This window comes from Alcaligenes faecalis (genome assembly GCF_002443155.1).
Classification (GTDB): Bacteria; Pseudomonadota; Gammaproteobacteria; order Burkholderiales; family Burkholderiaceae_B; genus Alcaligenes; species Alcaligenes faecalis.
In genome coordinates, this window is sequence record NZ_CP023667.1 from 1,665,458 (window position 1) to 1,688,005 (window position 22,548).

Here is a 22,548-nt window from a genome sequence, read left to right on the forward strand (position 1 = left end):
GATTTCAATCGGCACCGAGATTAACTATCAATAATCTCGAATCGAAAGAAAAAACCTAAAAAACACTTGCAAGAAAGGAAGAACAGGGTTATAGTTTAATTCTTTCGGGGCGTAGCGCAGCCTGGTAGCGCACTTGCATGGGGTGCAAGGGGTCGAAGGTTCAAATCCTTCCGTTCCGACCAAATTTAAAAAGGCCTACAGCATTTTTGCTGTAGGCCTTTTTCATTGCGGCGGGGGTTGGAGCTCGTGCTTGGGGCTTGCTGACGTTCCTTGTGTATTGATCGCCAGACCCGGACGTAGATAGACAAGCTATTTATCGGTTTATGGCCTATCCTGTAGTACCGCCCTGACATTTGTTGGGGTAGCCATTGACCAATGGAGGTCACAATGGACAAGAGAGGTAAACCGCCTAAGAAGGCAAGTACACGCAAGTCTGAGCTCGCCCCGCCGCAAACGGGGTGGCCAGCTCAGGCTCCCAACGAGGGGATCAAGCGAGCCAGTGCTGCTCATGATCATAAACCTACAGGAAGAGGCGCAGTGCGGGGCAGATAACCCCTCGAGACTTGAATGACTCTTTTTAGCCTGTGTCAAAGAAAAGGCCTGCAATGTCAACATTGCAGGCCTTTTTGATTGGCATTTGCACTGCGTGCTAGTGCTGAAGATTCTGCGACATAGCCGGTGATAGCTTGGAGCCCAGGCAAGAGCTCCAACGGACACACTCATATAATCACAATGTTTTGCACTTTGAGCGTTGGCATGAGGATTTTTTTAGCTTCTCCAGGGGCTTGCGAACAGGGGCCAACAACAGCCATAAACTCGTGCTTGAGGCTGAGTGCAGAGGATAAGGTTAAAAAAATGACACCGGGTGCACAGATTACCGGGGCGTTGATAGGCCCCTTTACGCTCCTGAAGGGCTGTGCTCCAGACGTTGGTCAGAGCGGGGAAAAGTTTTTATTGTTATTGGAGTCGTCAGGGGGAGGGCTGTCGCCGTAATCTTTGGCGGTCCCGTATTGCAGACTCGTTGGGGCGAGTCTGCGAAAGCTACTTATTTGCCTTTCGGTTGGTCCTGCGGAGCTTTGCCATCTTTCTTGTCGTCAGGATGCATGGCCGCTTTTCGATCAGGAGAAGGTGATGGGTTTTGGGGAGGGGCTTGGGGTTTGTTGGGAGAGCCCGTTGTTTGTGTCATGAGAGACTCCAATAGGTGAATCATTGCAGCAAATCAGACGTGTTGAGGGTACTGCTTTGCGCCTTGATGCACGGATAGTTAGTTAAAAATGGATTGATCGTTTTGCGCTGGAGGAGGGTGGCGAGGTTTCTTGTCGCCGATGGGCTCATCGTTTGCAGGTAGCGTCTGATCGTCTTCGTGGATCCGTTCGATTTCGACGGGGCGTTTGTCGCGGGGGTCCGGGACAGTGGGTTCGGCGGGGTCGGTGGCCGCGAGAAGGGGGAAGCGAAGCAAGTTAACTTTTCTTCCAATGGACCGAAGATAGTGTGTCATAGGCACTCCTGCCATGACTGGCGGGATATTTCTCAGAGAGTCTGAGCAACAGCGCCAGTAGCGCCTTCAAGGTGTCAATGAGAAGGTCTAAGTTCATACTAGGCTGATCCTGAAAATACCCACTATGATAATTTGTAAATCATTGTATTTTAAGGGGAAATTCAGTCTGTACGCTCTGCTTTAGATCTGTTTGAAAAGCTGGAGAGGGCTATACTGACCGTTCATTTAACCGCTGATTAGAGAGGGCGCCATGAATACAGAAGTCTCATCAGGAGGTGGGCAATGGGATGATGATGGCGGATCTCAATTGAAAGCCTTGGCCGTTGCACGAGCAGTGGATCAGCTAGACGAAGATGATCAGTTGATACTTGGTTTTTTGGGGGCATCGCTGTTGAGCTTGTGGGATGATTTGCCTGCCAATGAGCAACAGAGGCTGTTGAACAGTCAGACTATCAAAAGTGCTTTTGATAAAGCAGAAATCAAAACTCGGATTCAGCGGCTGGAAGAACATATCAAACTATTAAAATAATTAGTCGTCAGCTTGGGATGCAGGTCACTATGGCGGGCTTGTTTTTATGTGCCGGGAACTTGTGGGAGATGTACCTTGCAGCTTACCGTGTCACCTTCAAAAACTAGCTTGACACTATCGCTGGGTAGAAACGGAGTTCCGGGAGCACCCAGGACGGTGCATTCATGAAGAATGATGAGGGAGTTTTGAGCTTGATTGGTCATCTGCCTTAAAACTGGAACTTTTGGGGAGCCCCAGATTCGCTTATTTCCATTGCGATGCAGCTCTCTAAAATGGAATAACTGCCGCCGGTCGTGCGTGCCACGCGGTCGCAATAAGTGCTTGTCTTGCTGGGGACAGAATCCCACATTCTTTTTAAGTGGTTGTAGGCAGTCTGCTCCATTTTGATGCATTCGTTTGTGATTATTGCCGAACCTCCTGAAACGGCGGAGACGCTTTCACAGTAGGAGTTTGGATCGTATCGGGGTAGCTCAGCAGCATGAGCGGTTGATGACATGCAAAAAGCAGTGGTTCCGATCAAGGCTATTTTTATCTTCATAATCTCTCCAATGACGATTTGCTTTTAAAGGCAAGGAGCCAGGTGGCTCCTTGTTTTTCATGTTGTCATTGCTTGTTCGTTCGGTTTATATGTTCAAGATTGATAGGAGCATGAGATTTCAGGATTTTTTTATTTGATCAGGTCCTGACTAGCTTTATTACCACCCCCAGCAAGTTCCGGCCGCAGGCTTGCCGCAATTGCGGTAGTTCACTGCAAACCACAGCTTTCCCGCGCCCCGTGGGCTGCCGTCAGATTTGACGTCGTTGCGTGGCAGTTCTTCCAAGGTGTCACGCGCTGTTTTAGTGACGGAGTCACTAGCAGCGTCGGCCTCAAGAATGATGCGGCCTAAAGCTGCCGCATCACGGTCTTCAAAGACCAGATCCGTGTCTTTCAGCGCCGTCATTTTCAGGGAAGCATCACGCACGGCAGCGGCGTAGCTGTCGTCCGAACCACCGGGCTTCAAGGCCTTGTTCAAAGTGCTGACGGCCAGAATCTGGGTAGGTGTGGCGGGTGGAGCCATCAGGTAGTCGTCCAGTTTAGTCAAGTGGCCCTCTGAAGCTTGGCGACGCAGCCAGTCGCCCCACAGAAACTCCGCGTATTCAGGCAGGTTGCCGTTTTTATAGGCAACGTCGCGGGTGAAGTACACGAGGGAGCGATAGCGGTCTTCCTGCATGCCATCGGCTTCTTTTTCACTGGCCAGACCAACACGGGTAGGCAGTTGTTCGACGGTGATAGCCTGGTTGTCACCATCACGCAGCCAGACCAGTTTTTCCTTGCTCATGCGCTCCCAGAAGGCAGATGCCTCGCGGATATCGCTGTAGTTGGCGCTGACTTTGACCCAGACGGGCAGTTTGGGGCCGCCGTCAGGGATCTCGCGCAGGGAGGAGAAAGTGTGGTGGCCATCGGTCAGGTACAGATTGCCGTCCCAGCCTACGACCACGGTTTTAAGGTTTTCTGTTTGCGAGCCCAACGGGTCTTTACACAGATACGTGGTGGGCTGGTCCAGGCGGGCAGCTTGAGCCTCAGCGATGGTCAGAAATTTCTGGGCACGCTCGGTACCGCCCATATCCTCGCAGTAGTCGTCAAACTTCTTGCCGATGGTGCGATTCAGGTAGTCCAGTTGCTGCTTGGGATTGTTAGCCCAGGTAGGGCGATCCAGATCGCCTTGCCAGCGGCCGAGCTTGTAGTAGACCTGATCGTAGCCAATGGCCGCTTGGGTGGGATGCAGCTCTTCGATGCGGACTTTGATGACATCGCCTGCTTTGCTGTCCAGATAGGCGGTGTTGCGAGGAGGTTCCGGCTCTTCAGTGACGGGTGGCGTAACGACGGGGGCTTCGGGGGAGTGGCTGCCGCCTGTGCTGGAGCCGCTGTCGCAGGCTGCCAAGGCCAAGGGCAGCAGGGCGATACCCAGGGCACGCTGAAGCTGTTGTCGGGCGGGGACAAGAGAGTGCAAAGAAACGAGGTTCATGGTCCGTTGGGGATTTTGTTGGAAGATCCTAGATCATGAGGGATGGGTATTGCCGGAACATTGCATTCAGAAACATTCATCGCTTGTGCTGGAGAGGGGGCTGCTTGTCACGGCGGGGGGTGAAATTGTGACCAGCTCGCTCAGTCCTCTCTCAGGCGGACTGAATCCCGTAAACTGTCCACGCTTGAATTAAATTGATAAATCACTTCCAGGCTGTGGGAGCTGGTTTTAAAAGGTCATTAATGTCGCTCTACAAAAAAGCCTGGCTGTTTACCCTGTTCAATATCTTGCTCCTGGTGGCCTTGTATTTTGGGCTGCCGGTGTTCGGCCGTGTGTTGGGGACATTGGGGTTTTTGGTGTTTGGCTTTTACATTCTGGGTCAGGGCCTGGTGGCCATGACGGTTTTTACTTGCCCAAAGTGTGGCCTGTCGCCGTTCATGGGTAGCCAGAGCCTGTTCACCAGCTATTCGCCGTTTCCGCGCAAGAAGTGTGGTCAATGCGGACATGACCACACTCAGACTGAGTAGGGCAAGCTGCGATCCGGCGATCCGGCGCGGTGATCGCTTGTTGACTCAGTCATTGCGCAGCGGGTTTTCCTTCCTGGATTAGTCCGGGTGATGGTTGTGATCCACCACCATATTGTCTCCAAAGGTGGAGAATTTGGCGGTGACCTCGGCAGGCAGTTTGGCTTCAGCCTCGCTGGTGTTCTTGACCAGGCGTTCTGCCGCTTCAGTGCTCATGCCGGCCATGGTCAGGGTCTCGACGTCGTTCAAGCCATCGCCGCCGCACATATGAACATTCCATGCCCCATGGCGACTCTTTAATAACGCACGACCACCACGCGTCAGTTGTGTCCAACCGGCCAGGGCGTAGTCACCTTCGATCACGACAGGCTCCACCACCAGAGGCGCTTCGGGGCTGTCCCAAATTGCCTTCATGGCGTGAGAGATGCGATCAGCCTCTGAAGGCGCAGCGCGAGCCACGCCGGTGATCATGGCGAGCAAGATGAGCAAAGCCACGGCGAAGAAAAGACCATGGCGTGCCACCTTGAAGGTCTGGTGATGTTGTGAAGCTGTTTTCATGAAAACTCCTTGTTTCTCAAGCTAATAAAGGACAGGGTGGGGCTTTCGCTCCGAGCAGAGTGCTCATCTGACTGCTTGGCAGCCTGGGAGCCGTGATCTGGCATGCAAGGATCAACAGCTGTGATGTGACGTGCATGGCAAACCCCTTGAAAAGATGCAACAAAAACGGGATCAATACTGGATCTGCACACCGGCAAAGACAGATCGCCCTGTACCCGGCTCGAACAAGGGTGAGGAGGCGGTGGCGTCGTCCGTAATGCTAGCGCTGGCGATGTATCGACGATCGGTCAGGTTACGGCCGTCTATATAGAAGGAGTAGGGGCCGCGCTCCCAGCCAGCTCGCAAGCCCAGCAAGGCATAGGAACTGGTCTTGGTGGTGTTGGCGTTGTCTACGTAATAGGCCTGCGGCACCCATTCCACATTGGGGCCAATGTGAAAGCCTGAAGGGTGCTTGTAGATAATCTCTGCGCGCAGATAGTGCTTGGGCACACCGGGCATTTGATTGTTGTTCCAGTCCTGATCGTTGTCGAACTTGAAGTTGCTGTAGGTGTAGGCGCCTTTGATGTCCAGGCTGTCACTTTGCAGACCTTGCACCAACAAGCCACGGGCGGCTGTCCATTGCACACCCAGTTCTATACCCTGGTGAGTGGTGCGATCCGCGTTGACGGTCTTGTCGCAAATGTTCCAGGGCGCGCTGATGCATTGCAGCTCATTTTTGACGCGCGCATGGTACAGCGAGACATCCCAGGCCACGTCCCCGCTTTCTCCTCGGGTGCCAATTTCGAAGGTGGTGGCGCGTTGAGCTTGCAGGCGATCCAGATCATTGCTGGTCGAGAACGTCATATCGTCAAACGTAGGCGGCTCGGCGCTGCGGGAAATATTGCCGTAGATTTGCCACTGCGGACCTGCATCCCACAACAGCCCTAATTTGGGATTGAAGAAGTGGTAGCTCTTGTCCCCGGAGCGGGTGGTGGGCAGGCCGCCGTTGTACAGGTCCTGGCGTTTGCGTTGAGCATGCAAGTATTGCAGGCCGGTGATCAGGGACAAGTCCGAGCCTAGACTCCAGGCGTTTTCGGCATAGGCACTCAGGTTGTTGGACCTGTCTTTGCTGGCAGATAGTTTTTCCAGTCGTTTACCTCCCACGTTTACCGAGTTTTGGGCATCAATCTTGCCGGCCGACCAGGTCAGGCCCAGCGTGAGGCGATTGTCTCTGCCCGCAAGCGGGCTGGTGTTGACCAACCTACCGTAGACGCCGTAGCTGCTCGTGTCCCTATCAACGAATTGATAAATAGGGTGTCGCAACGAACTTTGTTCAAACCAGCCACCTAGTTCGTACTGCGTCTCGCCCATGACCAGCACTGTGCGGTTGGCAATGCGGCCGCCGTCCAGGTTGAGCTGCCAGTCCTGCTCCTTGTTTTCCTTGGCGGCTTGCCGTGGATTATTCAGAGCCTGATCGCGGCTGACGGAGCCGGGAATATCCTGGTGAATCTGGTAGCCGCTCACGAAAAAACGGGTTTCTGCCCGGTCTGACAAACGCCAGCCCAGGTTCGCACTGGCTCGCGAGGAATGGCCAGCACTTTGTTCTCTATAACCATCCTGGGTTTGCCAGGAGCCGGAAACTACACCATCCAGTTTTTCGCCCGCAAAGCCGCTGCTCAGTTGCACGCGTCGCCGGCCAAAACTACCGGCATCCAGACGTCCTTGAAAGGCGTCGGCATCATGTCCGGTAGGGGTGACGAAGTTGATGGCTCCGCCCAAGGTGGCGGCTCCGTATTGCAAGGCATTGGCACCTTTATAGACCTCGGTATAGTGGTAGGCCGTAGGGTCGATGCGATGAAAATTGCTGCTGCCGTCCGGGTCGTTCAGTGGAATGCCATCCTGGTACAGGCTGATGCCGCGCAGATGGTAATAACGTGACAGGCCCGAGCCACGTATGGACAGGCGTGCATCATCACCCCATTTGGGCTGTGCAAACACCCCCGGTGTGTAGTCCAGCATGTCTTTGACGGTGGCGGCTTTGGTATCACGCCAGGCGCTCTCTGGCACCAGAGCGACGCCGCCCGCGGTGTGTTCAATATTTTTTTGAGCAGTTTGCAGGTCCGGCACAGTCAGACTTTTGCCACGCTCTGGAGTGACGACGACGGGGGCCAGCGTTGGCGTCTGTGCATGGACAAGGCTGGCCCAGGAACTGGAAAACAGCAAGGCGAGAGTCAGGACGCTGAGTCGTGCGCGTGCTGATCCTTGGGCCAATGGAACAGAGGGCAGAAAGGGGGCGGCCTGCACGGCGCATGCCTGTGCAGAAACAGAAAAAATGGACATAAAAAAAACCTTGAATGACTTCGCTGAAAAGCGACTGCATAGACGGCAGTCGGCTACGAGAGATCAAGCAAGGTTGGCAGGGGGAGCGCGTGACCCTAGCGGCGGCCCCAAGGCGGGCAGGGGCGGCAAGCTTTGACTACGGTGTACCAAGAGCAAAGGCTGGTGAACCGCCGGAGCACCCAGGCTTGCCATATCGGCGCTGGGTAAGGCCACCTGGGACAGAACCAGTGCGTAAGGGCACTTCTGTATATCGGCATGCTCATTGGATTGCGGCGGATCGGCCTGTCCCGTCAGGCTCATCCAGATCGTGCTGGGCGTTCCACCGGGCGCACACAGCGTGACAGAAAAGAAGCCGTCCCGTTCGCCCGAGCGATCCGGCATGTATCCCGCCGGAACCAGCGAACGGCACAGAAATGACAGGATCGCCAGGCAAAAAAGAATTTGCCAGGCTACGCCATTCTTTGCGAGAGAGCAGTGCCGTTGGACAGACATGGCGCGATTGTATTCCAACTGCTTCTCAATTGGATTTGATTTACCTAATGCCCGGACTCAGAGATTACAGACTACGCCCCTTATCCAGATAGGCTTGAAACTCCACCTCGGGCACCATGCTCCCGCCGGTTCCCCAGACCAGATGGGTAGCGTTCTCCAGCTGAGCCTGCGTAAAGCCCATGCGCTGCAAATACTCTGGCGAGTTCAATACCCTTGCCATACCGGGTATACCGGCCAGAGCGGAGGGCTCCAGTTTGACCTGGTCTTTTTCGTGGGCAATGACCATCAAGCGGTACAGTTCTTCGTCCGTGACGGTGTAATAGCCGTCGATCAGACGCTGCATGGCCTTGCCCACAAACCCTGAAGGGCGTCCTACAGCCAGGCCATCGGCGGCGGTGACATTATCAATGCCGAAATCCTGCACGCTGATCTCATCATGCAAGCCGGTATACACGCCCAGCAGCATGCATGGGGAGTGCGTCGGTTCGGCAAAGAGACAATGCACGGCATCGCCAAAAATCAGTTTCAGGCCAAAGGCCACACCACCAGGACCACCGCCTACGCCGCAGGGCAGATAGACGAACAAGGGGTGGGCTGTATTCACCACAATGTCCGCTTGCTGAAATTGCGCGGCCAATCGTTCGGCCGCCACGGCATAGCCCAGGAAAAGGTCCAGGGAGTTTTCATCATCCACAAAGTAGCAGCGCGGATCTTGGGAGGCTTGTTCGCGGCCTTGCTCAACCGCCACGCTGTAGTCGGATTGGTGTTCGACTACATTCACACCGTTGGCTCTCAGCTTGTCTTTTTTCCATTGACGGGCATCGGCAGACATATGGACGCTGACTTTAAAGCCCAACTTGGCGCTCATGATGCCAATCGATAAGCCCAAGTTGCCGGTGGAACCGACGGCGATGGAGTATTGGCTGAAAAAGGCGCGGGCCTGTTCGCTGTCCAGCTGGCTGTAGTCGTCCGTCAGCGTGATCAGACCGGCTTCCAGTGCCAGATCTTCTGCATGTTTCAGGACTTCATGGATGCCGCCACGGGCTTTGATGGAACCGGAAATGGGTAGTTCGCTATCAGCCTTCAGCCACAAGGCCCCCACATGCTCCAGCGCGTTTTCTTGAATCAGCGTTTGGCGTAGTTGATCCAAGGGTTTGAGAGGGGACTCGATGATGCCATTGCTGGCTGCTGTATCGGGAAAGACGGCTTTCAGATATGGGGCAAAGCGCTGCAGACGGGCGCTGGCAGCCTGCACATCTTGCGCGTTCAGTCCTACATCCGCCAAGGCCTGGGCGGTGGGGGCGATGGCCGGATTGAACCAGGTGCTTTCTTTCAGGGCGATCAGATCGCGGATGAGAGGGTGGCTGTCTTGCCAGGCCGCCAGGGTTTTTCCATGGATCATGTGTTCACCGGATGAGTGACTGGGTTTCAAGGGTAAAGATGCTACACGATTGTGCTTAACGAGAGGGGCAGCAAAGATGTCTAACTGGACTGACGATAGGGAATCAGGATGGAACGGAGCAGATGGCGATGGCTATGGAGAAAGCGGCTGATCAGGTTTGGCCGTACTGACTAAGTAGTAGAAGCCGTCTGCGATTGAGCGTCGGTGTGCGGCGAGTCAATGAAAAACTGCCCTCATCAAGAGGGCAGTGTTAATTGCTTCAAGATCGTCTGTCTTGGGGCTTAACCCCCCAAAAAACACTATAGAAAAGCCTTTCGCAAATCAGGAAATGCGGGTTTTTAATATCGGGCATCCTTGGGCTTTTTACCATTGGGCCAGTCGTTCACTTTGCCGGCAAAGTCAGGTCTTGGCATATGTGTGAAGTACTCGGCAATGTCCACGGCGTCCTGATCGTTCAGCACACCACCCTGGCCCCAGCCTCCGTGGGAAGCCACGCTCATGGGCATGTTGTACTTGATGAACACCGCGGCCTTGAAAGTACGCGCCATGCCTGCACCAATATTGAAGGACTCATCACCCCACAATGGCGGGAACACGATATTGCCGCGTTCGTCTTTCAGGCCCTGGCCTTCCTCGCCGTGACAGCTGGCGCATTGGACCGCATAGAGCGCTTTACCGCGTTCAGGATTGGGGATTAGCTCATGATCCAGCGGGCCATCGATAGGCACCTGGACTTTTTGACCGGGTTGCACCCCTTGCGCCAACCACTTCATATAAGCCAGCATCCCTTGCATTTCGGGCGAGTCCACCGGGATGGCCTTGCCGTTCATGGAACGCATGAAACAGCCGTTGATGCGGCCTGCCAAGTCCACCATCTTGCCCGAGCGGGGCATGATTTTGGGGTAGCTGACAAAGCTGTTGATGTAGTGCGCGCCACGCGGGGCCTTGCCCTGATCAATGTGACAGCTATTGCAGTTCATGGCGGCGCCCACATTGTCGGGCAGCAGACGGCGCGTTTCGTTCAGGAGGCGTTTGCCGTACAAAATGGCTTCGGCATCCGGGTCTTTCTCGATCAGCAGGTCCGAAGGAATGGTGTACTGGCCCACGACCTCTTTGCTTTCCACATTAATAATGGGATAGGTGGCGGGAGTCGGGCCTGTCAGGACGGGGCTGGCCGCAAAGGCATACCAGCTTGCCGCTGCGACACCGGCAATGGCCACAGCCAGAACGGACAGGGTTTTGGCTTTACTCATGGCTGGCTCCTTGAGGCTGGATATGGGGCGATTTATTGGCTACAAACTGGCGGATGTGGGCAACGTCGGCCGCCTGCACGGTGGGGGCCTGGTTGGTCCAGCTGGTGCGGATGTAGTTAACAAGATCGGCAATGTCCTGGTCGCCCAAATGGCGGAAGGCAGGCATGGTGAAGGTCATTTTGTCGACGCTGTTTTCAGGCATGCGTCCACCTTCCAAAGTCACTTGAATGACCGATTGCGGGTTGTTGGCAAAAACAGCCGAGTTGCCAGCCAGTGCCGGGAAAATGCGGGGTACGCCTTTTCCATCGGCCCGGTGACAGGTCACACAATGAGCGGCATACAACCAGGCACCGGGCGAGGTGTACTGGCCATCCAGCTGTTTTTGCGTGGTGGTGTCAGCTTGATGCGGAATCTCGGGATTGCGGCCTTTGACGGGCGGCAAGGATTTCAGATACTGCACCATGGCCTTTTGGTCCTGAGGGCTCATGTACTGGGTGCTGTGTTCGACCACATCCGTCATGGCACCAAAAGCAGCCACTTTATCGGTACGGCCGGTAGCAAAGAAATCCAGCAGTTCTTCTTCAGACCAACTGGCCAGACCACGACCTTCGCCGCGCAGGCTCTTGGCACGCCAACCGTCAATCACGGCACCGGACAGGTAGTCGTCGCCGTCTTTCAGGTTCAGCGCCAGTTCCTGATACGCCAAGCCGCGCGGCGTGTGACAGGCGCCGCAGTGGCCGGGACCTTGTACCAGATAAGCACCCCGGTTTTTCAGATCATCCAGACTTTCGTCAGCCACAAACGACTGATCCGTGGGCGCAAACATCCATTGCCAGAAAGCAATGGTCCAGCGCATCTGGAAGAGCTTGGGCAAGGTGGGCCCGGCATTTTGTTGCTTGACCGCCGGAACGCCATTCATGAAGTAGGCGTACAAGGCATTCATGTCCTCCTCGCTCATGACCGAGTAGGACGGGTAGGGCATGGCGGGGTAGAGCGCAGCGCCATCCTTGCGTACCCCATGCTGGACGGCGGTTTTGAACTCGTCCAGGGTGTAGTTGCCTATGCCCGTTTCCTTGTCAGGCGTGATGTTGGTGGAGTAGATCGCTCCTAGCGGCGTTTGCATGGCCAGGCCGCCTGCATACTTTTGACCACCAGGAACGGTATGACAGGCCACGCAGTCGCCAGTGCGGGAGACGTAGGCTCCCTGCTTGATCAGGGCGTCATCATCCAGCTTGATGGTGTGTGCCGAGGAGGAGACGATGCTGCGTTGCGACAAAATAAGCTGAGAACCGCCATAGGCGGCTCCCAGCCCCACTAGTACAAGGATCAGGGTCTTGGACAAGACGTTCATAGACATTACCCATAATTATTAAATCAATGCGTCAAATAACTTCACGTCACACTCAGGACGGATGGTATAGAGAGACAAAAAGGGGAGAAACCCTTGTTCAGATCAAAATTGATCTAACTCAACGGTTATATATATAAGCTCATAACGGGGTTGCGATTGTAAGCTCAAAGTGTCAGTTATATGGCGGCTGAATAGCAGACTGAGAACTAAAAAGAATGAGAGGCTTGAACAGACACTGGGGCGATTAATTGTCAGCTGTCCGAGTTCTTCTGCTTTTCCGAAGCGACAACAACGGTATCAAGCCCAAGTGCCTGTTTTTAAATCGAAATGGCTTCGGAACTGGCGTCATACAAAGCTTGCAAGGCAGTTAGAAGTGTCCGCCTAGTAAAAACCCTCTTGGATGTTTTTTCTGGAAAGACCTACTATTAGCCCTCAATTATCGGATATGAGAATTTTATGGTGTATGACTACGTAATCGTTGGGGCCGGGATGGCTGGCGTGTCTTTGGCCTACCGTTTGCCCGAAGAAGCTCATGTGCTGGTTCTGGAAAGAGAGTCCCATGCTGCGTATCACTCCACGGGACGCTCGGCCGCGATGTTTGTTGAAACTTACGGTACTGAAACGATCCGAGCCTTGACGGTGGCAGGCAACGATTTTTTCAGCCATCCGCCTGCGGGCTTTAGCGATCAGCCGATTTTGCTGCCACGCGGTGTGCTCTATGTGGGGACCGCCGAGCAACAGGGTTTGCTGGACAGCCAGTATCAGGATTGGCATGAGCAAGGGCTGGATGTTAGCCGCTTGAGTGCCGAAGAAGCCTTAGCCATGGTGCCATGTCTGGACCCAGCGCAATTGGCCGGTGCCTTGTATGACGGCCAGGGTCAGGACATGGATGTCCATGCCTTGCATCAGGGTTTTTTGAAAGGCGCACAAGTCAAGGGTGTGAAGCTGCGTCTGGACACGGAAGTGCTGTCGGCCAAGTGGGATGGCGAATGCTGGGAAGTGCAACTCAACTCCGAACCCACGCCCTTGCGCACTCGCGTTCTGGTCAATGCGGCGGGTGCCTGGGCTGATACTTTGGCTGAGCGCTGTGGCGTGCAGGCGTTAGGCATTCAACCCAAGCGCCGTTCTGCATTCCTGTTTTCGCCGCCTGAAGGTGTGGACCATCGTGAATGGCCCGCCGTCATTGATATTGGCGAAGAATTCTACTTCAAGCCCGATGCAGGCATGTTGCTGGGTTCGCCAGCCAATGCCGACGACGTGGATGCCCATGATGTGGTGGCCGAGGAGCTGGATGTGGCCACCGGCATTTACCGGATTGAAGAACGCACCCAACTTCGCATTCGCCGTCCTAGCCACACCTGGGCGGGGCTGCGCAGCTTTGCTCCCGATGGTGAGCTGGTGATTGGTCAGGACGCGCAATGTCCGGGCTTTTTCTGGCTGGCTGGTCAAGGTGGTTACGGGATTCAAACTGCGGCCGGCGCTTCCTTGCTGGCGGCCAGTGTGTTGCAAAAGCAGGATCTGCCCGAGTCCTTGAAGGCCTTGAAGATTGATCCGGCTGTGGTGTCACCCGCTCGTTTCAGAACATAAAAACAGCAGCACTTTGATCTCCCGGAGGAGAAAGCATGTCGAATATAAAAAATATCCTGGGCATTGCGATGGCCTTTGTCGGTGTGGTGGTAGGGGCCGGCTTTGCATCAGGACAAGAGATATTGCAGTTTTTCAGCAGCTTTGGGTATTGGGGGCTGCTGGGAGGGGTGGTCAGTGGTCTGTGTTTCACGATACTGGGCATGGCCGTGGGGGAGCTTAGCCAGGTTTCGGTATCGCATTCGTTCAAAGAGGGTTTGTATCTGATTTGCGGGCCGCGACTGGGTGTAGTGGTCGACATCATGATTACCTTCTTCATGTATGCCATTGCCGTGGTGATGTTTGCCGGTGGCGGCTCGCTGATGGAGCAACAGTGGGGCGTACCGGCGCAGTACGGCAGTATTGCCGTCATGCTGATTACCGTGCTGATTGTGTTCTTGCGCGTGGATCGGGTGATGGCCTTTATTGGCAGTGTCACACCCTTTCTGGTTCTGATGATGATCTTCCTGTGTATTTACAGCTGGAATACCCGGGATTTGCCCTTGGAAGAACTGGATGTGATTGCGCATACCAAACCCCAGGGTGCAGGACATTGGCTAGTGGGCTCTTTGCTGTACGTGTCCTACAACATGGTGGTGGGGGCGCCGTTCCTGATGATTGCGGGGGCGCAGGCCACATCACGTCGCAATGCCTTGTTGGGTGGTTTGGTGGGTGGTTTGCTGCTGGGCTTCTTGATTGTGCTGATCAGCGCCGGCGTGTTTGGCCGTATCGACACCATTGGCTCGGCTGCCTTGCCCATGCTGATGCTGGCAACCGAGCAATCCAAGCTGCTGGGCACCATCATGTCCGTGGTGATCTTTGCCATGATTCTGACCACCTCGGTCGGCGTGTTGTATTCCTTTTCGGCCCGGATTTTTACGCCCAATACTCGTAAATTCAATATTGGTACGGCGATTGCCGGGGTGCTGGGGTTGGTGGGGGCCAAGATCGGCTTCATCAATCTGGTCGGCACGGTCTACCCGTTTTTCGGCTACCTGGGCTTTGTTTTGATGGCCTGGATTCTGATTGCCTGGTTCCGTTTGCGCCGCTTACAATCCAGGAATGCTACGTAATGAACTGCTCAGCAAGGAACAGGTAGGAACCCGCCTGCGCCAAGCCCGACATAATCAAAAACAGACACTCAAGCAGGTGTCTGAAAAAACCGGCTTGGCGCTTTCTACCATTTCCAAAGCAGAACTGGGGCAGGTCACCTTAAGCTATGAAAAGTTTGTGGTTCTGGCCCGCGCCCTGAATATTGAGGTGGGGTCCTTGTTTGCCGTACCGGATGAGGACACCGCGCAGCCTTTGCCCACGACTGAAGTGGGCATTTCCAGCCACAAATCCACCGCTACCCCTGGCTATGCCACTCGCAACTACGAATATGGCTTGTTGTTTGGCGAGCTGAGCGGCAAGCACATGAACCCGATTCTGGCTGTCATCGATTCACGCGATGCCAGCGAGTTTGACGACTATATCCGTCACGCCGGGCAGGAGTTTGTGATTGTGCTGTCCGGCTCTATTGCGATCCAGTTTGAAACCGGCGAAACCCTGTTTCTGGACGCCCACGAGTCGGCATATTTTGATAGCGGCATCGGGCACATCTATCTGTCCACCAGCGAAGACGACGCTAAGGTTGTCGCGGTCTGTACCAGCGGTTTACCGCCGGGGATTGTTTAAATTTCGTCGTGCTAATGCCAACCCCGGTTTTACTAAAATCAAGATTTTTTAGTTAATAAACCAGCTTATTGTTTGCTTGTCTATTTTTTGTTTTTCCTGGTTTTTTGCTGGAATTATTTGCTGCTTTCTTTTTTATATCTGTTATTTGTTTTATTTTTTTAATTTCTCGTTACAATCCCTCTTTTATAAGCAAGGAAAATAAAGGAAGAGGAATGAGGGTTATTGTTTTCGTGGCAGCCTTGCTGCTCACAGGTTGCGCATCGATTACGTCGGAATCCATGCAGCTAGTACGAGTGGATGCAGTGGATGAAACGGGAGAGAAGGTCACGGATGCCCGTTGTACGTTGACTAACGACAAGGGCGAGTTTGTTACCGAGGCAGGTAAACATGCCAGAGTGGGTAAATCCAGTAAAAACTTGAATGTGACCTGCACGGCGACTGATAGAACTGACGAAGCCACTGGTACCTTAATTTCGCGCGCGGGTGCCGGTATGTTTGGCAATATTATTTTTGGTGGTGGGATTGGTGCCATCATCGATCATAATCGCGGCACGGCGTATAACTATCCGGATTGGGTAGAGCTGGTATTTGGCAAAATCCTGACCTATGACCGTATGAAAAATAAAGAGGGTGTTCCCATGAAGGAAGGGGATCAAGTGGTTGAGCCAAATAAAACGAACGAGACGGTAGCTGCCGCGACACCTTGATTTAAGTTTGAGAAAAAGCCCCTTTTAGAAGGGGCTTTTTTTATGGTGCTACTACTTCTTGAGCGCTCGGGTGTCTTTTGTACTCGATTGCTTTAATGGCTTATGGAGCCTTCAGTCAGGGCTTGTCCGTCACATCATCAAAAATCGGCGGCAGGATGGTGTTTTGTGTGGCCGATACGGGTGGTGTGACGTTGGACTTCAAGGGCGCGACACAACGTGCAGTGGCGTTCTGAAAATACACAGTGCCGACGGGGCGGCCTTTCAAACGGGCCAGTTCGGGTTTGGCCTCAATAGCCGCTTCCGACAAGGGGAAGACAATACCGCGTGTGGGGATGGTGTTGTGTGAACTGGCATCCTCATTGCTGCCGCCTTTGAAAATGCGCACATGCGCCGGGTCACGGGTCGGATCGGAGATGACCCATTCATGCAGGCCGTTAGCCATATCCTGGATGCCCAGCGGATTGGACGGAAAGGCTCCCGTCTTGTTTCGATCCGCTTGGCTACCGTGTTCGGGAAGATTACGGCCTGCTTGCCACTGACCATTATCAGTGGCCCAGGGAAAGAGTTGGCCACGGCTGCGGGCGGCGTATTCCCATTCCGCTTCAGTGGGCAAGCGCATGTCCAGGCTATTGCTTTGCCCTAACCAGGCACAAAAGGCTTCGGCTTCGTCGTAGGGCATATTGGCGGCTTGTTCGCCGTCACCTTTTACTGGCTCCCAGCGGGCGGGGCGCTTGGTTTGCTTCAGAAAGCGGTCATACAGGGCGTTATTCGCCTCTTTTTTCATGATGGAAAACGCGCTGACTTCCACCGGATACGGGTCCAGAGCGCCTTGATCGGCTTGCGCTACCCATTGCACGGAGTGTTCGTCGCCGGGCACGCGCATGGGGACCTGGAAGTTTCCGGCCATAAAAGAGCCGCCTTCTACCGGAATCATTTCAGGGCCGGGTTCGGGGCGCGTGGGGAGCGATCTCAGGACCAGCAAGAGCAGGACGCTGGCAACGATGAGGGTGGCGCTGATCCGGACGGGGGTATGACGCAATCTGGGTTCCTTGCTCTGAACGACAGGCGAAGCGAGAGCTTTATTGATTAATTTCGCTTATATGGCCCCGTATTATTCCATGCCTGCCCATAAGACGGGTTTGTCTGTGCGCAGAGTTTAATGATTTATCGGAATAGAGGGGGTTCGGAGAGGCTTAATCAGCGTTTTCGGGCGACTTTTCAGGAACAACGCTCAAAGGAATGCGGATGAGCTGGCCTTCCTGGATCACAAAACCCCAACGGCTTGAGTCAAATAAGGCGGGGCTGATTTCAAATACCGCGACATCCGAGACGCTGACCAATGGATTGATCTTGTCTGACCCAACAGTATCCAGATCGTGAGCGTAGCGATAGTCCTGTGTGGCTCGCTGATTGGGGGCTATTTTCTGTCCCGAAGGATCTATCAGAAACAGGCGCGGTCGGTGGATTTGCGGGTTCAGAGGACGTGGACTCGTGTTGGTATAGCGGTAGTGCAAGACGATAAACAGATTGTCCTGTCGCGCTGGCGTGGCCAGCTCCCCGGAGTCCAGCTGGGTCTGGCTGTGCCATTGATCCAGGTAAGTATGCAGGCGTACACCCTGATAGTCGGGCGTGAACAGGACGGTCCCGTAATTCAGAACGGGCGCGGCAGGAGGGATAGGGGGGATGCTGCGCGGGGTGCCTGCTGGCTGTTGAGTAGACAGCACCCGATCGTTTTGACTGTAGGCAGTGGCAGAACACAAGGCTAAAGCGGTGCACAGCCAAAAACGGGGCAGGGTGAGAATCATGGGGTTGAACAGAGCCGCTTCATTGAGTGTAGTTGGGGGGAGGAGATGCGACAGTGGCAGACAAAAAATAAACGGCTCAAGAGCCGTTTTTCTTAACTACTTTTTTCAGATCGTCCAGCTCTTTGCGCAGAGCGACAACTTCGTCACTGAGCAAACCAATGACGGCCATTTGACTCTGATACATCTCGACCAGGGGGTGGTAACTGATACCACGACTGGTCAGTTCTCGACAAAGCGCGCTAAGACCGGTTCCAGCGCGCTTGGTTAAGGTAGCCATCTTCCTGTGATCCATAAGCCTGCGTCCTGATCAGTAGTTGTTCGATGTTTACATCCGTTAACCATACCAAAAATCGATGACAATAGTCGTTTTTCTTAAAACTTCTTGTATATCTGTGGTTTAGCGAGGGGCTTAACCTACCTGGAAGTTGCCTTCCGGGTAGCGAATACGGCTGCGCTTGCGTGTGGCCAGCGAGTAAATCAGGGTCAGAGGGCCAAGTCGACCAGCGAACATCAGCACCATGATCAGGATCTGGCTGGGCGTGGACAGTTTGTGAGTAATACCGTGGCTCATGCCGGTGGTGCTCAAGGCCGAGGCGGCTTCAAACAGCAGGCTGGTGATGGGCATGTCCTCGAACAGCGTCAAGAGCAGGACGCTGATGAAACACAGGGCGCCGGTAATCAAAAACAGGGCCAGGGCTTTCTGGACGGTTTCAGGGGCGACGCTGCGCTCCATCAGGACCACCTCTTCTCGCTGACGGATGTAAGAGCGTACGGCAGCCAGCAAAACAATCAAGGTGCCTATTTTGATACCGCTGGCGGTACTGAGCGAGCCGCCACCAATCAGCATCAGCACGATCAGCGTCAGTTGGGTGCTGTCGCGCAGGCTGGCAATGTCCATGGTGGTAAAGCCGGCGGTACGCGTGGCGGCGTTTTGCATCCAGGCCGCCAGTGCCTGGTCGCCCACGCCGAGCATGCCCAGGGTTTTGGGGTTATTGAATTCCAGTGCCCAAAGGCTGAAAAAACCGATCAGGTTCAGAATCAGGGTGCCCAGCAAAATCAGCTTGGTATAGGGCAACAGGGTTTGCCAGCGCTTTTTTTGTCCTACATCGGCCAGAACGGTAAAACCGATACCACCCAGAATAATCAGGCCCGATAAGGTCATGACCGAAACAAAATCGCCGGAAATAGGGGTCAGGGAGTCATGGAACAAGGAAAAGCCCGCGTTATTGAAGGCGGTCACCGCATGGAACAGGGCCCGATACAAAGCCGTGGTCCAGGGATAATCAATCGTCCAGCGCAGAAATAAAATCGCAGCGGCGGTCAGTTCAATCAGGGCGGCAATCTTGAATACCTGAAAAGCCGTGCTGCGAATGCGGGATACACTGGTTTGATTAAAGGCTTCCAGTGCCAGCGCTTGTTGGCTGACACTGATGCGCTTGTGCATGGTGATGGCGGCGATCACGGCAAAGGTTACAAAGCCCATGCCGCCAATTTGCACCAGCAATGCCAGAACAATTTGCCCAAAGTGGGTTAAATCTGTGGCGGGGTCAATCACCGCCAGACCCGTGACGGTGACGGCCGAGGTGGCCATGAACAAGGCCTGGAAAATACCCAGGCGGTGTTCGGCCGCTTGCGGCAGGCTGAGCAAAATAGCGCCCAGGATAATCAGAGCCATAAAGCCCAGGGCCAACACCAGCGGCGGGCTGGCACTCAGGGTGCGGGCGTGAGGATTGACCTCAAGACGGCGAGTAAGACTATTGGGCAGCCAGTTGCGCATACATCAAACCAGTTTGGGGGCGGCGGTACGAAGTGCTTGCAGCTGTCCAAGCAGAATCAGCAAGTCTTTGGCATGCAGGGCAAAATCGGCATCGGGCTGGATGGTGGTTTGGCCACGCCGCTTGACCAGCAGCACTTGCACATCGTCCATCTGCTCGCGCAACACGTCTTTGATGGTCTGGCCATTCATATTGTCGCTGGCCGTTACTTCCACAATGTAATCGCCATTACCCAGGGTGATGTAGTCGTTGACCATGGGGTAGCTCAGCATTTGGGCGACTCGTATGCCCATTTCTTCTTCGGGGTGAATAATCCGGTTTACGCCGATTTTGGCCAGAATCAAATGCTGGGCGTGGGAAATGGCTTTGGCCCAGATGGTGGGAACCCCGAAACTTTTCAGGTGAACCACGCAAACCAGGCAAGCCTCAATATCAGCCCCAATTGCAACCAGAACTACGTCATAATTGTCCAGCCCCAGCTCTTCCAAAGCCTGGCGGTCAGTGACATCAGCAATGACGGCACGGTTTAATTGGTCCGCATATTTGTTGACCAATTTGGGATTGGTATCCACTCCCAGTACGGAGTGGCCCATTTTCATGAGTTCCAGGGCGCAGGCCGAACCGAAGCGGCCTAATCCTATGACGGCGAACTGTGCCATAGCTTATTTGATCCGTTTGATGCTTGAAACAATTTCAAGCCAAATTAAGCGTTGATGGTATAAAGACATATCTGGTAAAAACCCTTATCGGGTATTCCCTTGGGCGCGTGTCGTTCAAGCCCTGGCGGAAACATCAATAGTGGACAGTGTAAAACAATGGTTAGTTTGTTTGATCCAATCAAACTGGGTGATATTGAACTCATGAACCGTATCATCATGGCGCCCATGACACGCGCGCGCGCCTCGGAGGGCCGTATGCCCAATGATTTGATGCGTATGTACTATTGTCAGCGGGCCAGTGCGGGGCTGATTGTAGCCGAAGCCACTTCGGTATCGCCGCAAGGCGTGGGCTATGCCCACACACCGGGCATCTGGAGTAGTGCTCAAGTGGATGCGTGGCGCACGATTACCGAGGCCGTACACGCCAAGGGTGGCCGTATCGTGCTGCAGTTGTGGCATGTGGGGCGTGTCTCTGATCCGGAGTTTCTGAATGGCCAAATTCCGGTGGCGCCCAGCGCAATTGCCTGTGAGGGCATGGTCAGTCATTTAAGCCCCGAGCGTCCTTTTGTAGTGCCGCGTGCCTTACGTAGCGAAGAAATTGCCGACATTGTGGATGATTTTTCCGTTGCGGCTCAAAATGCACTCAGCGCCGGTTTTGACGGGGTGGAGATCCATGGAGCCAATGGTTATTTGATCGACCAGTTCCTGCATGATGGCTCCAATACCCGCACGGATGCGTATGGCGGTTCGATTGAAAACCGGGCGCGTTTCCTGTTGGAGATTGTGGATGCCTGTGTGGCCATTTGGGGGGCTGGCCGAGTCGGCGTGCATTTATCCCCGCGTGGTGGTTTGCATGGCATGAAGGATTCTGATCCTGCCCGTTTGTTCTCTTATGTGGCTTGTGAGCTGGATCGACGTGATATTGCCTTCTTGTTCCTGCGTGAAAGCCCGGCTTCGGACAGCTTGTTGCCTATGATCAAATGTCAGTTTGGTGGTGCAATTATCGCCAACGAACATTTTGATTTGCCTACGGCACAGACCACTTTATCCAAAGGCATGGCAGATGCCGTGTCGTTCGGTAAGGCTTTTTTGTCCAATCCGGACTTGCCCTTGCGTTTGCAATTGCGTGCACCCTTGAATGCTTGGGATCAAAGTTCCTTCTATACCCAGGGACCCAAAGGCTACACGGATTATCCCTTCTTGAAGTCCAGCCCTGAATGCGATCAGCCTGTGGGTGAGGATTTGCAGGCGCATTGATCCTGTCTGCGGTGAAGTAGCCGGAAATAAAAAAGCCCGTATCAAACGGGCTTTTTTAATGCGCTTCTTTTCAATCCGATAGCCGCTTGGAAACACGCTGCTGGCCTTGGATGGCTGAGTGCTTTACGTGAAGAAAGCTCGTGGCGGCCCATTCATGCCAAGCCGTATTGCCCTTGGCGTTTAGCTGCCGCGTACTACCCGAAATGTGGCTGCTGCTTTAACCAGCAAGCGTTCTTTCTCATCGTACCCGCCCCCTTCGCAGTAAGCGGTATCGCCTTCCAGGTACAGACATTGGGCCTTGAACCAGACATCGCCACGCGCAGGCAGCAGGAACTGAGAGTTCATGTCTATGGTGGCCATGCCCGAGCCGGGGCGTTGAGCTCGTGCAGCCGCGCTAAGGGTAAAGTCCAGAATCGCCATCAAGGTGCCCCCGTGCACATCGGCACGGGAGTTGGCATTACAGGCTTGCCAGGGCAGAAAAGTGATAACTTCCTGCTCGGTGCTGCTGACAGTTTGCAGGCCCAGGTGCTGCATCAGGGGGATATGAGTGCCGAAAAAATCCTGTTTGGGCTGCGCCAGTTCGGCCTGCAAATGCTTCATGGGTTCAGCTTTTGTTTCACTTGAGCGGAAACCTGGGACATATCCGCACGGCCGGCCAGCTTGGCTTTGACCAAACCCATGACCTTGCCCATCAGAGCGGGGCCTTGAGCGCCTTCAGCCTGAGCCTGGGTAATCGCCTCGGCAATGGCGGCATCAATTTCAGCGCTGTCGGCTTGCTGAGGCAGATATTCCTGCAGAATCAGCAATTCGGATTTTTCTTTCTCGGCGCTTTCGGTACGACCAGCAGACTCAAAAGCCTGAATGGATTCGCGGCGTTGCTTGACTTGCTTTTCAATGATGCTGGTTACTTCAGCATCGCCCAGCTCGGTACGCTCATCCACTTCGCGTTGTTTGATCGCGGCTTGCAGAAAACGCAAGGTCTCCAGGCGTCCGCTATCGCGAGCGCGCATCGCCGTTTTGATATCTTCAGCTAAACGGGTTTTGAGTGTTTGACTCATGGTGGTTCCTGGTTGAACGGGCAAAGCCCTAGTTTAACGCAGGGCGGGGTAGGGA

The 22,548-nt window shown here is 54.3% G+C and carries 22 protein-coding genes and 1 tRNA gene; 8 read left to right on the forward strand and 15 right to left on the reverse strand.

The annotated features are described in order from the left end of the window. Window positions 1-105 precede the first annotated feature (105 nt). Window positions 106-182, forward strand: a tRNA-Pro gene (locus CPY64_RS07800). A 1,082-nt stretch (window positions 183-1,264) separates the two neighbouring features. Here CPY64_RS07800 and CPY64_RS07805 read toward each other — a convergent pair. Next, window positions 1,265-1,498: a hypothetical protein gene (locus CPY64_RS07805; RefSeq protein ID WP_042480384.1), complete on the reverse strand. Its 234-nt coding sequence runs from the start codon at window positions 1,496-1,498 to the stop codon at window positions 1,265-1,267. A gap of 250 nt (window positions 1,499-1,748) precedes the next feature. Between CPY64_RS07805 and CPY64_RS07810 the strand changes: the two genes are divergently transcribed. Beyond that, on the forward strand, window positions 1,749-2,027 hold the full coding sequence (locus CPY64_RS07810; protein ID WP_042480388.1) for a hypothetical protein: 279 nt from the start codon (window positions 1,749-1,751) through the stop codon (window positions 2,025-2,027). A gap of 695 nt (window positions 2,028-2,722) precedes the next feature. Here the strand turns inward: CPY64_RS07810 and CPY64_RS07820 are convergent. Then, window positions 2,723-4,033 carry a ParB/Srx family N-terminal domain-containing protein gene (locus CPY64_RS07820; protein WP_042480394.1) on the reverse strand — a complete coding sequence of 437 codons (1,311 nt, stop codon included), beginning with the start codon at window positions 4,031-4,033 and terminating at the stop codon, window positions 2,723-2,725. Between the two features lie 242 nt (window positions 4,034-4,275). Between CPY64_RS07820 and CPY64_RS07825 the strand changes: the two genes are divergently transcribed. Beyond that, window positions 4,276-4,560, forward strand: coding sequence for a hypothetical protein (locus tag CPY64_RS07825; RefSeq protein WP_042480396.1), 285 nt, complete (start codon window positions 4,276-4,278; stop codon window positions 4,558-4,560). A 78-nt stretch (window positions 4,561-4,638) separates the two neighbouring features. Here CPY64_RS07825 and CPY64_RS07830 read toward each other — a convergent pair whose 3' ends face one another. The 6 genes from CPY64_RS07830 to CPY64_RS07855 all read right to left on the reverse strand — a co-directional run bounded on the left by CPY64_RS07830 (window position 4,639) and on the right by CPY64_RS07855 (window position 11,932). Then, window positions 4,639-5,115: a copper uptake system-associated protein gene (locus CPY64_RS07830; RefSeq protein WP_052362855.1), complete on the reverse strand. Its 477-nt coding sequence runs from the start codon at window positions 5,113-5,115 to the stop codon at window positions 4,639-4,641. Window positions 5,116-5,286: 171 nt separating this feature from the next. Further along, window positions 5,287-7,434 carry a TonB-dependent receptor family protein gene (locus CPY64_RS07835; RefSeq protein ID WP_042480399.1) on the reverse strand — a complete coding sequence of 716 codons (2,148 nt, stop codon included), beginning with the start codon at window positions 7,432-7,434 and terminating at the stop codon, window positions 5,287-5,289. Between the two features lie 63 nt (window positions 7,435-7,497). Then, window positions 7,498-7,926, reverse strand: coding sequence for a DUF2946 family protein (locus CPY64_RS07840; RefSeq protein ID WP_123794737.1), 429 nt, complete (start codon window positions 7,924-7,926; stop codon window positions 7,498-7,500). Between the two features lie 64 nt (window positions 7,927-7,990). After that, entirely contained in the window at window positions 7,991-9,328 is a 1,338-nt protein-coding gene (locus CPY64_RS07845; RefSeq protein WP_042480402.1) for a D-serine ammonia-lyase, read from the reverse strand. 338 nt (window positions 9,329-9,666) lie between these two features. Next, on the reverse strand, window positions 9,667-10,581 hold the full coding sequence (locus CPY64_RS07850; protein ID WP_042480405.1) for a c-type cytochrome: 915 nt from the start codon (window positions 10,579-10,581) through the stop codon (window positions 9,667-9,669). Next, window positions 10,574-11,932, reverse strand: coding sequence for a cytochrome c (locus CPY64_RS07855; RefSeq protein WP_042480408.1), 1,359 nt, complete (start codon window positions 11,930-11,932; stop codon window positions 10,574-10,576). The genes CPY64_RS07850 and CPY64_RS07855 overlap by 8 nt, the downstream gene beginning before the upstream one ends. A gap of 456 nt (window positions 11,933-12,388) precedes the next feature. Here CPY64_RS07855 and CPY64_RS07860 point away from each other — a divergent pair, with 456 nt between their 5' ends. The 4 genes from CPY64_RS07860 (at window position 12,389) to CPY64_RS07875 (ending at window position 15,939) form a co-directional block, all read left to right on the forward strand. Continuing rightward, entirely contained in the window at window positions 12,389-13,519 is a 1,131-nt protein-coding gene (locus CPY64_RS07860) for an NAD(P)/FAD-dependent oxidoreductase (protein WP_042480411.1), read from the forward strand. Window positions 13,520-13,554: 35 nt separating this feature from the next. Then, window positions 13,555-14,628, forward strand: a complete 1,074-nt coding sequence (locus CPY64_RS07865; protein ID WP_042480414.1) for a YkvI family membrane protein — start codon at window positions 13,555-13,557, stop codon at window positions 14,626-14,628. Then, window positions 14,618-15,232 carry a helix-turn-helix domain-containing protein gene (locus tag CPY64_RS07870; RefSeq protein ID WP_042480416.1) on the forward strand — a complete coding sequence of 205 codons (615 nt, stop codon included), beginning with the start codon at window positions 14,618-14,620 and terminating at the stop codon, window positions 15,230-15,232. The genes CPY64_RS07865 and CPY64_RS07870 overlap by 11 nt, the downstream gene beginning before the upstream one ends. Window positions 15,233-15,336: 104 nt before the next feature. Beyond that, a complete protein-coding gene (locus CPY64_RS07875) occupies window positions 15,337-15,939 on the forward strand; it encodes a hypothetical protein (protein WP_226791353.1) in 603 nt (200 codons plus the stop codon). Between the two features lie 115 nt (window positions 15,940-16,054). Here the strand turns inward: CPY64_RS07875 and CPY64_RS07880 are convergent, their stop codons facing one another. The 5 genes from CPY64_RS07880 to CPY64_RS07900 all read right to left on the reverse strand — a co-directional run bounded on the left by CPY64_RS07880 (window position 16,055) and on the right by CPY64_RS07900 (window position 20,178). Beyond that, window positions 16,055-16,978 carry a formylglycine-generating enzyme family protein gene (locus CPY64_RS07880; RefSeq protein WP_042480422.1) on the reverse strand — a complete coding sequence of 308 codons (924 nt, stop codon included), beginning with the start codon at window positions 16,976-16,978 and terminating at the stop codon, window positions 16,055-16,057. Between the two features lie 154 nt (window positions 16,979-17,132). Next, window positions 17,133-17,744 carry a hypothetical protein gene (locus CPY64_RS07885; protein ID WP_042480424.1) on the reverse strand — a complete coding sequence of 204 codons (612 nt, stop codon included), beginning with the start codon at window positions 17,742-17,744 and terminating at the stop codon, window positions 17,133-17,135. A 76-nt stretch (window positions 17,745-17,820) separates the two neighbouring features. Then, window positions 17,821-18,021, reverse strand: a complete 201-nt coding sequence (locus CPY64_RS07890) for a hypothetical protein (protein ID WP_223254031.1) — start codon at window positions 18,019-18,021, stop codon at window positions 17,821-17,823. Between the two features lie 132 nt (window positions 18,022-18,153). Further along, window positions 18,154-19,521 (reverse strand): TrkH family potassium uptake protein, encoded by a 1,368-nt coding sequence (locus tag CPY64_RS07895; RefSeq protein ID WP_042480428.1) that lies wholly within the window; start codon window positions 19,519-19,521, stop codon window positions 18,154-18,156. A gap of 3 nt (window positions 19,522-19,524) precedes the next feature. Further along, the gene (locus CPY64_RS07900) at window positions 19,525-20,178 is read right to left on the reverse strand and encodes a potassium channel family protein (RefSeq protein WP_042480430.1); all 654 of its coding nucleotides are present in this window, start codon (window positions 20,176-20,178) and stop codon (window positions 19,525-19,527) included. A 156-nt stretch (window positions 20,179-20,334) separates the two neighbouring features. Between CPY64_RS07900 and CPY64_RS07905 the strand changes: the two genes are divergently transcribed. Continuing rightward, window positions 20,335-21,435: an alkene reductase gene (locus tag CPY64_RS07905; protein WP_042480435.1), complete on the forward strand. Its 1,101-nt coding sequence runs from the start codon at window positions 20,335-20,337 to the stop codon at window positions 21,433-21,435. 180 nt (window positions 21,436-21,615) lie between these two features. Here the strand turns inward: CPY64_RS07905 and CPY64_RS07910 are convergent, their stop codons facing one another. Together CPY64_RS07910 and CPY64_RS07915 are read right to left on the reverse strand one after the other, a co-directional pair. Next, the gene (locus tag CPY64_RS07910) at window positions 21,616-22,035 is read right to left on the reverse strand and encodes a PaaI family thioesterase (RefSeq protein ID WP_009454207.1); all 420 of its coding nucleotides are present in this window, start codon (window positions 22,033-22,035) and stop codon (window positions 21,616-21,618) included. Beyond that, complete coding sequence (locus tag CPY64_RS07915; protein ID WP_042480438.1) at window positions 22,032-22,493, reverse strand: GatB/YqeY domain-containing protein; 462 nt, start codon at window positions 22,491-22,493, stop codon at window positions 22,032-22,034. Before CPY64_RS07915 ends, CPY64_RS07910 begins: the two co-directional genes overlap by 4 nt. Window positions 22,494-22,548: the final 55 nt, after the last annotated feature.

What these genes read in the sequence shown, in the direction of transcription:
- CPY64_RS07820 (WP_042480394.1), bottom strand. Translation starts at nt 4,033, where the DNA reads ATGAACCTCGTTTCTTTGCACTCTCTTGTCCCCGCCCGACAACAGCTT.
- CPY64_RS07915 (WP_042480438.1), bottom strand. Translation starts at nt 22,493, where the DNA reads ATGAGTCAAACACTCAAAACCCGTTTAGCTGAAGATATCAAAACGGCG.
- CPY64_RS07860 (WP_042480411.1), top strand. Translation starts at nt 12,389, where the DNA reads ATGGTGTATGACTACGTAATCGTTGGGGCCGGGATGGCTGGCGTGTCT.
- CPY64_RS07810 (WP_042480388.1), top strand. Translation starts at nt 1,749, where the DNA reads ATGAATACAGAAGTCTCATCAGGAGGTGGGCAATGGGATGATGATGGC.
- CPY64_RS07850 (WP_042480405.1), bottom strand. Translation starts at nt 10,581, where the DNA reads ATGAGTAAAGCCAAAACCCTGTCCGTTCTGGCTGTGGCCATTGCCGGT.
- CPY64_RS07895 (WP_042480428.1), bottom strand. Translation starts at nt 19,521, where the DNA reads ATGCGCAACTGGCTGCCCAATAGTCTTACTCGCCGTCTTGAGGTCAAT.
- CPY64_RS07865 (WP_042480414.1), top strand. Translation starts at nt 13,555, where the DNA reads ATGTCGAATATAAAAAATATCCTGGGCATTGCGATGGCCTTTGTCGGT.
- CPY64_RS07840 (WP_123794737.1), bottom strand. Translation starts at nt 7,926, where the DNA reads ATGTCTGTCCAACGGCACTGCTCTCTCGCAAAGAATGGCGTAGCCTGG.
- CPY64_RS07905 (WP_042480435.1), top strand. Translation starts at nt 20,335, where the DNA reads ATGGTTAGTTTGTTTGATCCAATCAAACTGGGTGATATTGAACTCATG.
- CPY64_RS07855 (WP_042480408.1), bottom strand. Translation starts at nt 11,932, where the DNA reads ATGAACGTCTTGTCCAAGACCCTGATCCTTGTACTAGTGGGGCTGGGA.
- CPY64_RS07900 (WP_042480430.1), bottom strand. Translation starts at nt 20,178, where the DNA reads ATGGCACAGTTCGCCGTCATAGGATTAGGCCGCTTCGGTTCGGCCTGC.
- CPY64_RS07890 (WP_223254031.1), bottom strand. Translation starts at nt 18,021, where the DNA reads ATGGCTACCTTAACCAAGCGCGCTGGAACCGGTCTTAGCGCGCTTTGT.
- CPY64_RS07910 (WP_009454207.1), bottom strand. Translation starts at nt 22,035, where the DNA reads ATGAAGCATTTGCAGGCCGAACTGGCGCAGCCCAAACAGGATTTTTTC.
- CPY64_RS07845 (WP_042480402.1), bottom strand. Translation starts at nt 9,328, where the DNA reads ATGATCCATGGAAAAACCCTGGCGGCCTGGCAAGACAGCCACCCTCTC.
- CPY64_RS07885 (WP_042480424.1), bottom strand. Translation starts at nt 17,744, where the DNA reads ATGATTCTCACCCTGCCCCGTTTTTGGCTGTGCACCGCTTTAGCCTTG.
- CPY64_RS07835 (WP_042480399.1), bottom strand. Translation starts at nt 7,434, where the DNA reads ATGTCCATTTTTTCTGTTTCTGCACAGGCATGCGCCGTGCAGGCCGCC.
- CPY64_RS07830 (WP_052362855.1), bottom strand. Translation starts at nt 5,115, where the DNA reads ATGAAAACAGCTTCACAACATCACCAGACCTTCAAGGTGGCACGCCAT.
- CPY64_RS07805 (WP_042480384.1), bottom strand. Translation starts at nt 1,498, where the DNA reads ATGACACACTATCTTCGGTCCATTGGAAGAAAAGTTAACTTGCTTCGC.
- CPY64_RS07825 (WP_042480396.1), top strand. Translation starts at nt 4,276, where the DNA reads ATGTCGCTCTACAAAAAAGCCTGGCTGTTTACCCTGTTCAATATCTTG.
- CPY64_RS07870 (WP_042480416.1), top strand. Translation starts at nt 14,618, where the DNA reads ATGCTACGTAATGAACTGCTCAGCAAGGAACAGGTAGGAACCCGCCTG.